Source organism: Glycomyces salinus, from assembly GCF_016428645.1.
GTDB classification, from domain to species: domain Bacteria; phylum Actinomycetota; class Actinomycetes; order Mycobacteriales; family Micromonosporaceae; genus Glycomyces; species Glycomyces salinus.
Genome location: NZ_JAELXW010000043.1, coordinates 64,015 through 72,990, shown reverse-complemented (window position 1 = coordinate 72,990; position 8,976 = coordinate 64,015). Strand labels below are relative to the sequence as shown.

Below are 8,976 nucleotides of genomic sequence, written 5' to 3'. Positions count from 1 at the left end.
CGGGTCGGTGCCGTAGCGGGCGAGCATCTGGTGGAGGGCCTCGGCGTTCCGGTTCGCCTGCGGCGGCAGCACCGTCTCGGTCTCGGCCGCGGTGTCCGCAGTGGTGTCCGTCCCGCCTCTGCCGTCAGTACTGCTGTCGGTCTGGTCGGCCTCGCAGTCGTCTTGTCGGGGCGGGGGTACGGCGGTGGTGAGGAGTTTGGCGAGGAGGGCGCCGGTATCAGAGGCGAGGAGGCCGTCGACGGCCCACATCCCGTTCTCGGTCTCCCACACCTCCAAGCGGGCCAGGGACTGCTCGGAGAGGCCCTCCAGGAGCTCCTCCTGGTCTTTCAACGCCGCCTCGATCTCACCGAGCAGCCGCGCCAGGTCGGTGTGGGGGGCGTGGATGGAGTACTGGGCGATCAGATCCTCCGGCGTCACACACTGCACCTCGGGGTCGTACGGTGAGGCCACCGGTTTCCGGTAGGGAGTGGTCGCGTACAGCCGCATCGCCGCGGTGCGGCCCAGGGCCCGGACCGCGAACGCGACCTGATCGATCCGCGCCGCACCCGACACGGCGGCTTCGGTGAGGACACGGAACTTGCGGGCGCCTCGGGCGATCGCGGCCAGATCAGCCGCTATCCGGTGATGGAAGTCGAACTTCGACACCAGCCAGTCCCGCAGGGCCGAGAACCCGTCGACATCACGATGGATCTTCCAGGCCTGGGCCTCGATCACCCCGGACAGCACCTGGGCGTGGAAGGCGTTGATGGCCGCAGCCGCCTGATCGAACTGGGCGTGGATGGCGCGGGCCTTCTCACTCCGCTCTGCCGGGTTGACGCTCCTGGCCATGTGCCACACCCCCCTTTGATCCGAGTCGTCGATCATCCGGTCGGTTTCCGTCCGGTTGTGCTATATCAATGGTGACAGCCGAACCAGCGTTTGCCATCACCCGCAGGGTTGGAGAAGACTCATGTTCACCGCCCGGACCCGGTGGCGTCCCAAGCGATCCACGCCCGGCGCCGCACACGCCCGACAGAAGGCGAGCCGCCTTCACAGCAACCCGGGGCCACCCGGCCCGAGGCACGCCGCAGACCCCGGCCCTCCACACACCTCATCGTCGCTGACAGGTTGAACCCTGACCCATGCGGCCTGAGCCTTGAGCATTCGGCCCATTCCTCTGACCCACCGGAGGCGCAATCGGCCTCGACGCCGCAGCGACGAGTAGCTCCTATCCAAGCCGAGCTAGCGAAACCCCGACAGGGCCGCGGCGGTCAGCTCCACCGAGCGGACGCGGTCGCCGACCCGCTCGGCCCAGTGGGCGGTGATCAGCTCGTCGGCTCCGGTGGAGGCGGCGAACTCCTCAAGGTACTCGCGGACCTCGCCGGGGGTGCCGGTGGCGGTGTACTCGGTCATGGCCATCAGATTGGCGCCGTTCGGTGAGGCCAGGAACGCGTCGATCTCGGCGTCGGTGTAGTCCCTTCCGGCCGAGCCCTTGGCGATGAAGCCGCGAGCCCGGTTCCGGTAGGCGGTCTTGCGCTGCTCGACGGCGTCGTCGCGGTCCTCGGCGGTGAAGACGTTGACCCCCGCGATCAGGTGGGGCTCGGCGGCCTGGGCGGACGGCCGAAAGCCGTCGCGGTAGGCGGCCGCGGCCTCGTGCAGGGCCGCCGGGGCGAAGTGGGACGCGAACGCGTACGGCAGTCCCAGCTCGGCGGCGAGCTTGGCGCCGAACAGCGACGAGCCCAGGATGTAGAGCGGCACCTCGCCTTCGGGACGGGGCACGGCCTGCACGCCCGGCACGCGCGACTCGCCGGTCAGGTACCCCTGGAGCTCCAGGACGTCCTGCGGGAACGTGTCGGCGGCGGCCGGGTCGCGGCGGATCGCCCGCATGGTCTCCCGGTCGGTTCCGGGTGCCCGGCCCAGGCCCAGGTCGATCCGGCCCGGGAACAGCGTCTCCAGCGTCCCGAACTGCTCGGCGATCACCAGCGGGGCGTGGTTGGGCAGCATGATCCCGCCCGCGCCGAGCCGGATCGTGTCCGTGTGCTCGGCGACGTGCCCGATCACCACGCTGGTGGCGCTGGAGGCGATGGTCGCCATGTTGTGGTGCTCGGCGTACCAGACCCGCCGGTAGCCGCCGCGCTCGGCGGCGCGGGCGAGTTCGACGCTGGCCGCGAAGCTCTCACACGCGGGACGCCCGGGAGCGATCGGCGCCAGGTCGAGGATCGACAGGGCTACGGGCATGTCGTGCCGCCTTTCTGCGGGTGGACCTCGGTGACGCGCCGACGCGGTCTCGGCGGTCGGCCGATTCCCGAACCTAGCCCGGCCCGGACGCGACGGCACCATGAGTCCGGTCACCGGGCCCGGCCGGGTTTCAGTCGTCCGGACCGTTTCGGCCCCAATCCGGATCGTCCAGCAGGGCCTTCCTGAGCCGATTCAGGCAGCGGCCCCGGGTCGGCCCGATGCTGCCGCGCTTCATGCCCAGGGACTCGGCGATGTCGCCGTAGTCGGGCCGGTCCATCGCCGCCACGTACGCGAGGATTTTCCGGCACCGCTCCGGCTGGGCGAGGAACGCCCGCCGGACGGCTTCGCGCTCGAACTCCCGCTCGGTGTCGCCGGCCGGGTCTCCCAGCCGGCCGGCGAGCCGGGGGAACTCGATCGGATCGGTGGTGAGCTCGCGGCGCGCCCCGCCGGCCATCCGCCATGCCTCGCGTTTGACGGTCACCATCAGCCACTTGGTCAGCGCGCGCGGGTTCTCCAGCTCGTTCTTGGGCAGCCACAGGCGCAGCCAGGCGGTCTGGACGGCGTCGGCGGCGCCCTCGCGGTCGAGCCCGGCCCGGCGCGCCATCCGCCACAGCAGCTCGTTGAGATCCTCGAACAGCTCCCGCTGCGCGCGGCGGTCGCCCGCGCGAGCCGACCGGTAGAGCCGGGCCCGCCGGTCGTAGACGGCCGGGCACGGTTCGCCGGAGTCGGCGGCGCCTTCCGGGTGGTCGTCCCGCGCCTCGGCGTTCTCGTCGTCGCCCATGGCGCCTCCGCTGCTCGGCCGGCCTGGCTCCGGCCGGGGTCTCCAGTGGCCGGGCCCGCCTCGACCGGGATCGCGGCGCGGACGGTCGGATCGGGCGCGGCGGGGATTCCTCTACGATGGGCAATCCTCGTCCACCATAGCCACCGGCTCCCAGCCCCTTCCACGCGGCGAGCCCCGCCGCGCCCCGGCGGCACCGGACTCGGCGGTCCATTGCGACCGGTCCCCGTCTCATACGATGAAGAGGCGGATCCGACCCCCGGGAGGCGCGAACGATGGCAGCAGAACGATCCGACGACGCGGCGTTCACCGCCTGGTGGTGCGTCAGCCTCCAGCGGCACCGCGAGGAGGCCGACGAGTTCGGCTGGCGGCCCACCCTCGACGCGGTCACGGCCGACATCGAGGCCGGGAACCCGATCCAGGACGTGTTCGACAAGTACCGGCTGCCCCTGCCGGTGCGGACCGACGCCGACCGCGGCGCCTTGGTCGACCTCGGCTCGCTCGGCATCGACCGGGTCAGGACCGAGGGCGACTACGGCTGCCCGCGCGAGCGCTCCTGCGGCAGGCGCGCCGGGGCCGATCCCGACAGCGGCGCCGAGCCCCGCTGCGCGATCGCCGACCGCACGATGCGCTACCAGCCCAAGCGGTCCGAACGATGAACCCGATCCTGGCGACCCTCGGCACCAAGCTCACCGAGCGCATCGCCGCGAAACTGACCCTCCCGGGCCTGCTGTACCTGTCCGCCTGGATCTGGGCGCTCCGCACCGGGCACGCCCGGCCGTTCGACTCCGGCGCCCTGGCGACCGAGCTCGACGCCTGGGCCGAGGCCGCCGAGACCGAGACCGGCGCCTTCGCGCTGGCCGTCGCCCTCGCGCTCGTCGCCGCCACCGCGTGCGGGCTGCTCGCCGCGCTCATCGGCCAGGAAGTGATCGGCCGCCTGTGGACGACCCGCGTCAGCCCCGCGTGGCTCCTGGAATGGCGCCGGAGCGCCTGGGACCGCCGCCACGCCGACCGCGACCGGCCGCCGCCGTCGCGGTACCGGCCCGACCGGCTCACCCCGATCGGCGACTCCTTCCGGCTGGCCGGGGAGCGCGTCGACGCCCAGTACGGGCTGTCGGTCCTCGACGCCTGGCCCCGCCTGATGGTCCTGGCCGGGCCCGAGACCAGGAACTTCGTGGCCGACTCCTACCGCCGCTACCGCTCCGACGCGACCCTGGCCGCCTGGGGGCTGCTGGTACTGCCGCTGGCGCTGTGGTGGTGGCCGGCCGCGCTCGCCTCCATCGCCGGGATCGCGGCGGGCTCACTGCGCGCGCGGTACAGCGCGGCGACGCTGTCGCTGGTGATCGAGTCCGTGGTCGACGCCCACCAGCGCGACCTGGCCGAGGCGCTGGGGGTCGAGCTGAGCGAGGGGCGCTTGACCCGCGAAGAGGGCCCGCTCCTGAACAACATCCTCGCCAAACGCGGCTGAACCCGTCAGGCCAGCGCCGGGACGCGGCGCAGGTCCTCCACCGAGGCCGCGTACGGCAGGCCCTCCAGGCCCTCGCGGCCGAAGAACCGCGTCATCAGGTCCACCAGCTCCCGCGGCCGCTCCAGGTGGATCAGGTGGTCGGCCCGCGCGATCTCGACGAACCAGCTCTCCGGGCACCGCAGCGCCAGCTCCCGGCACAGCTCCGGCGGGGTCAGCGTGTCGTGCGAGCCGGTGGTGAACGCGATCGGCACCGTCGGGGCCAGCGAGGTGTCGATCAGCTCGCCGGCGAGCAGCCGCCGCGTGTTGGCGACGAACTTGGCGATCTCGTCGGCTCCGACGCCGCCGAACCGGCGCGAGATGACCCGCTCGACCACCGTCCGCGAGGCGATGTCCGCCTCGGGGTCGCCGCACATGAGCACCTCGACCGCCCGGGGCCCGAAGCGTTCGCGCGGACCCGAGACGGCCAGGTCGACCGCCTCCCACATGGCCGGGCGCGCCCAGTCCGGGATCGAGCTCATCGTCCCGGCCAGCACCATCCGCGAGACCCGCTCGGGGTGGAGCTGCGCGAACCGGAAGGCGATCGCCGTCCCGTAGGACCCGGCGAAGACGTTGGCCCGCTCGACCCCCAGGTCGTCCAGCATCCGCCGCAGCGACTCGGCCAGCAACTCGGGGCCGTGGTCGCTCGGCAGCAGGTCGGCCTCGCCCCAGCCGGGAAGGTCGGTCGCGATCACGTCGGCGGACTCGACCATCCCCTGCTCGACGCGCCCCCAGTCCTCCTTGCGGTGCAGCGCCCCGCCCACCAGGACCACCGGGTCGAGGCGCGGGGCGGCCGAGCGCGCCACGCGCGAGGCGTACCGGAAGCCCGCCCAGCGGTGGGCGCGGACGGTCGGGGCGAATGGCGTGCGCGGCATGGAGGGCTCCCGTTCGAGGATCGGTTCGGCCGCGGATCGCGGCGGCCTGGGATGCCACTCTAGTGACGAGAATGCGAATTTATGGTATTTTGCGCCGCCAGTCGGGGTATGTCCCCTGATAGAGAGATAACTGCCCTCGGGCCGGGACGCCCCGCCACGCCCGCCACAGCTCCGCGTACGCGCCGCCGGCCGCCAGCAGCTCCGTATGCGAGCCCTCCTCGGCGATGCGGCCCTCGTCGACCACCGCGATCCGGTCGGCCGCCTCGGCGGCCTGCAACTGGTGCGCGATCGCGATGACGGTCCGCCCCTCCAGGGCCGCCGCCAGCGCCGCCTCGACGTTCCCGGCGCTGCCCGGATCGATCCCGGCCGTCGCCTCGTCCAGGATCACCACGTCGGGGTCGGCCAGGATGACCCGCGCCAGCGCCAGCTGCTGGGCCTCGGCCAGGTACAGCTCGCGGTGCTCCTCGCCGAGCATCGTCTCCAGGCCCTCGGGCAGGTCGGCGGCCCAGCGCGCGTCGACCGTCTTCAGAGCCGCCTCCAACTGCTCGTCGGTGGCCTCCGGGGCGGCCAGGTTGAGGTTGTCGCGCAGCGTCGCGGTGAACACATAGTGCTCTTGGGTCACCAGGACGACCTTGCGCCGCAGGTCCTCCAGCTCGATGTCGGCGGTCGCCGCGCCGCCGAGCGTGACCGAACCGGTCCGGGGCCTCTCGATCCCGGCGACCAGCCGCGCGATGGTCGACTTCCCGGCGCCCGAAGGCCCGACCACCACCAGCCGCTCGCCCCGCCTCGGGTGCAGGCTCAGGCCGTGCAGCACGTCGGGGCCGTCGCCGTATCCGAAGGTCACATTGTCGAGGCGGACCTCGGCCCCGGCAGGGGCCGCGAAGCGCTCCTCGTCGGGGATGAGGTGGACGCCCTCGACCCGGGCGAGCGCGGCCCCGCCCATCTGGAACTCGGTCATCGCCATCATCGAGCGCAGGACCGGCCCGTCGAGCCGAAGCGTCAGCATCGCCACCGCGACGACCTCGCCGACGCTGACCCACCCCTGCAAGTACAGGTACCCGCCGAACATGGTCACCACCATCGCCGGGACCAGGAACGTCAGGTCGATCCCGGGCTTGAACCAGAACTGCAGCCGGATGATCCGCCACAGGCGCCTCCGGTGGGTCCCGGCGCCCTCGTACCCGGCCCGCCCGCGCTCGTCCTGCATCCGGTATGCGGCGACGGTGCGCGCGCCCGCCGCCGACGCCGTCAGCGTCTCGGCGATCTCGCCCATCGCGGCCCGCTCGGCGAGGAAGGCCGGGCCGGCACGGCGCATATACCATCGCGTGGTCAGGACCAGCGCGGGCGACCCGATCAGGAACAGCGGCCCCAGAACGGGGCTGACGACGAACGCCGCCGCGGTGATGACGACGACCTCGATCATCGCCACGGTGACCTCGGGCCCGGTCTTGCGGAGCAACTCGGCGACCGCGCTGACGTCTCCGGCGGTGCGGGTGGACAGGTCGCCGGTCCCGGCTCGCTCGACGGTGCCCAGCGGCAGCCGCAGCACCCGATCGATGAACGATTCGCGCAGCCGCGCGGCGGCGCGCTCGCCGAACCGGTAGCCCAGCAGGCGGCCGATGCGCATGAGGACGAGCTGCACGACCACGCATCCGACGATGACACCGCACGCGAGGTCGACCCGAGCCGCGGTCCAGCCGGAGCCGATGCCGTCGACGACCTCGCCGAGCATCACCGGCAGTGCCGCGCCCGCGCCCGCGGCGGCCACGTACAGGGCGATGACGGCGGCGAACGCGGCCTTGTCCCGCGCGACGAGTCGGCCGACGGCGCGCATCACGGCCGCTCGGTCGGCGACCGGCAGGCGGTTTCCGGTCTGGTCGGTCATCGGGGCTCCTGTCGGGAGGTGAGACGGCGAAAGCCGGGTTCGCCGGCCAGTTCGGCGTGCGTGCCGGTCGCGCGGACCTTGCCGTCCACCAGCCACGCGACCCGGTCGGCGCGGGCCAGCCACAGCGGCGAGGAGGTGACGACGGCGGTGGTGCGTCCTTCGCGGGCGGCGGCGACCCGTCGGGCGATCAGGGATTCGGTATGCGCGTCGACCGCGGCGGTCGGTTCGAACGCGAGCAGATACTCGGGTTCGGCGGCGAGCGCTCGGGCCAGCCGCAGCCGCTGGCGCTGCCCGCCTGAGAGATTGCGTCCGCCCGCCGCGACCTCGGCGTCCAGGTCTGAGCCCAGGCTCGAGAGGACGTCGGCGGCGCACGCGGTGTCCAAGGCGCGCAGCGCCCGCTCTGGTTCGGCGCGGAGGGTCTCGCCGAGGGTCTGCGCGAACAGGTGGTCCTCGCCGAGCAGGAGGATGCCCTCGCGGACCTCATCGACGTCGATCTCGCCGAGCGGCGCGGTGCCCCAGGTGGCCGGGGAGTCCTCGTAGCGTGCGAGGCGTTCGAGTGCGGCGGTGGCGGGTCCGCCCTCGGCGCTGACGACCGCGGTGAGTCGGCCGGTCTCGATGGTCAGGCCCGTCTCCGGATCGTGGAGGACTCCCGTAGCGCCGGTGCGATCGCCGGTCAGGTCGATGTCGCTGCGGGTCGCGAAGAACGCCGTCAGCCGTCGGGCCGAGACGCGGGCGGTGATGTAGGCCTGAGCGAGCGCGAGGAGGCTCCCGGAGTGGACGGCCAGGAGCGCGGTCATGCCGAAGGCGGCGGAGAGGTCGCCGACGGTGATGGTCCCCGCCAGCACCAGTCGGGCCCCGATCCAGGTGACGGCCGCGATCAGCGCGAGCGGCAGGCTGATGCGCAGGCCCTGGATCCAGGAGTCGGCACCGGCGACGCGGTATCCGGTGTCTCGCAGGTCGGCCGAGGCGGCGCGATACCGCTCGGAGAACCGGCGCTCGCCGCCGAGGCCGCGCAGGACCCGGAGCCCGCCGACGACGTCCGATGCCATGTCGGTGACGTCGGCGACGCGATCGCGGTAGGCGATCTGATGGTGCTGCAGACGCGAGAGCGCCGGGCCCGCGACGAACCCGATCAGGATCGATCCGCCCGCGGCGGTGGCGCCGAGGGCCGGGTGCAGGCCCCACATCACGACCGTGCCGACGGCGAGCATGACCAGGCCCATCCATCCGAAGCCGAGCTGGAACACGAACAGCCCGGTCTTGAACGGATCCTCTGTGGATAGATTGACCATCTCACCGGGGGAGACGCGGCCGCGCACCCCGGTGCCGGCCGTGTTCAGCTGGTCGGTGAGCCGGCGGACGGTGCCGACGCGAGTGAGCGTCTGCGCGGCGAACAGGCATCGGTATCCGACCGCGAACACCCACGAGGAGGCGAGAGCGGTCGCGATCAGGGGGACCGCCCAAGCGCGCAGGGGTTCGGCGCTGCCGGCGGCGACGATCTCGTCGATGACGCGCGATATCACCCAGGGCAGCAGTATCCAGGCGGTGCCGGAGATGCTGAGGGAGGCGAATCCGAGCGCGATCCGGGCGGTCTGGGTGCGGGCCATCCGCAGCAGGTACCGCAGCGGTGAGGCGGGTGGGGAGGACGCGGTGTTCCGCGTCGAGTGAGGGCTCACAGCTCTCAAACGTAAGCGTCGCCGGATTCGGCGGCAACGCG

8 protein-coding genes are annotated in these 8,976 nt (G+C 72.8%); 2 read left to right on the top strand and 6 right to left on the bottom strand.

Features of this window, described 5'->3' with window-relative positions; translation table 11 throughout:
- From JFB92_RS13875 to JFB92_RS13865, 3 genes are all read right to left on the bottom strand, one after another.
- On the bottom strand, nucleotides 1-828 hold an 828-nt coding region (locus tag JFB92_RS13875; RefSeq protein ID WP_199039650.1), incomplete at its 3' end, for a hypothetical protein.
- Between the two features lie 393 nt (nucleotides 829-1,221).
- The gene (locus JFB92_RS13870) at nucleotides 1,222-2,217 is read right to left on the bottom strand and encodes an LLM class flavin-dependent oxidoreductase (protein ID WP_199039647.1); all 996 of its coding nucleotides are present in this window, start codon (nucleotides 2,215-2,217) and stop codon (nucleotides 1,222-1,224) included.
- Nucleotides 2,218-2,347: 130 nt separating this feature from the next.
- Complete coding sequence (locus JFB92_RS13865; protein ID WP_199039645.1) at nucleotides 2,348-2,998, bottom strand: RNA polymerase sigma factor; 651 nt, start codon at nucleotides 2,996-2,998, stop codon at nucleotides 2,348-2,350.
- 272 nt (nucleotides 2,999-3,270) lie between these two features.
- On the opposite strand from JFB92_RS13865, the gene JFB92_RS13860 reads away from it, so the two are divergent.
- Together JFB92_RS13860 and JFB92_RS13855 are read left to right on the top strand one after the other, a co-directional pair.
- A complete protein-coding gene (locus tag JFB92_RS13860; RefSeq protein ID WP_199039643.1) occupies nucleotides 3,271-3,654 on the top strand; it encodes a hypothetical protein in 384 nt (127 codons plus the stop codon).
- On the top strand, nucleotides 3,651-4,463 hold the full coding sequence (locus tag JFB92_RS13855; RefSeq protein ID WP_199039641.1) for a hypothetical protein: 813 nt from the start codon (nucleotides 3,651-3,653) through the stop codon (nucleotides 4,461-4,463). Before JFB92_RS13860 ends, JFB92_RS13855 begins: the two co-directional genes overlap by 4 nt.
- 5 nt (nucleotides 4,464-4,468) lie before the next feature.
- On the opposite strand, the gene JFB92_RS13850 is transcribed toward JFB92_RS13855, so the two are convergent.
- The 3 genes from JFB92_RS13850 to JFB92_RS13840 form a co-directional block, all read right to left on the bottom strand.
- Nucleotides 4,469-5,374, bottom strand: a complete 906-nt coding sequence (locus JFB92_RS13850; RefSeq protein ID WP_199039640.1) for an alpha/beta fold hydrolase — start codon at nucleotides 5,372-5,374, stop codon at nucleotides 4,469-4,471.
- Between the two features lie 79 nt (nucleotides 5,375-5,453).
- A complete protein-coding gene (locus tag JFB92_RS13845; RefSeq protein ID WP_199039637.1) occupies nucleotides 5,454-7,259 on the bottom strand; it encodes an ABC transporter ATP-binding protein in 1,806 nt (601 codons plus the stop codon).
- Nucleotides 7,256-8,935, bottom strand: a complete 1,680-nt coding sequence (locus JFB92_RS13840; protein ID WP_199039635.1) for an ABC transporter transmembrane domain-containing protein — start codon at nucleotides 8,933-8,935, stop codon at nucleotides 7,256-7,258. Before JFB92_RS13840 ends, JFB92_RS13845 begins: the two co-directional genes overlap by 4 nt.
- Nucleotides 8,936-8,976 lie beyond the last annotated feature (41 nt).